The following is a 626-nucleotide window of genomic DNA, read 5'->3' as shown; positions in this document are numbered from 1 at the left end:
CAAAACTCACACAATTATCTTGACAGGCTCTACTCGGGGCCCCGGGGTAGCGGCCCGCTACATCGCCGGTGCGGGCCACCTCGTCGAGGAACTGGGCGTACTCGTAGTCGGGATGGCGGTCGTCATACTCGCCACGCTGATAGGCGTCGACGACGTCCCAGCCATGCTTCACACGGGTGAGGGCATCACGCACGTTGTTGACACAGGTGAGTCGTAGCAACTCGATTTCCTCATCGGTCAACGCGTCGTCAGAGGCCTGCGGTTCCGGTCGCGGCGCAGTCGTCGATTCAATGACGTGTGCGCACTCCGCGCTGATGCCGGGAAGTGTGGGCAGGATGACTCGAAGAATGCGGTGCCGTCTGTAGCGAGTGTAATTGGTCCACAACATCAACCGTTCGCGGTACATCACCCCAGTCAGGTCACTGGCATTGACGACGCCGAGGTCGGAGAAGAACGCCCGGACTGCCGTCAGAGCTCTACCCGTCGTCGCTTTCGTGCCCCATGACCCCGAAGGCCCAGCCATGTCGATGAATCGTTCCATGAGTGCTTTTCGCAAGTTTGGTCCGACGTCAACAGATGTGAAATCGAGCTCGTATGTCAAGGGCCATTGAGTTCTGCCCAGGGGC

Annotated in this window: 1 protein-coding gene; it reads right to left on the bottom strand. The window is 59.7% G+C overall.

Annotation, left to right across the window (positions count from 1 at the left end; translation table 11 throughout):
• On the bottom strand, window positions 1–541 hold a 541-nt coding region (locus CEY15_RS18345; RefSeq protein ID WP_141244346.1), incomplete at its 3' end, for a hypothetical protein.
• Between the last annotated feature and the right edge of the window lie 85 nt (window positions 542–626).

Origin of the sequence: Dietzia natronolimnaea, from assembly GCF_002289575.1 — a bacterium.
GTDB classification, from domain to species: domain Bacteria; phylum Actinomycetota; class Actinomycetes; order Mycobacteriales; family Mycobacteriaceae; genus Dietzia; species Dietzia natronolimnaea_A.
Note: the sequence above shows the minus strand (reverse complement) of the source record. Positions and strands in the feature narration are given on the sequence as shown.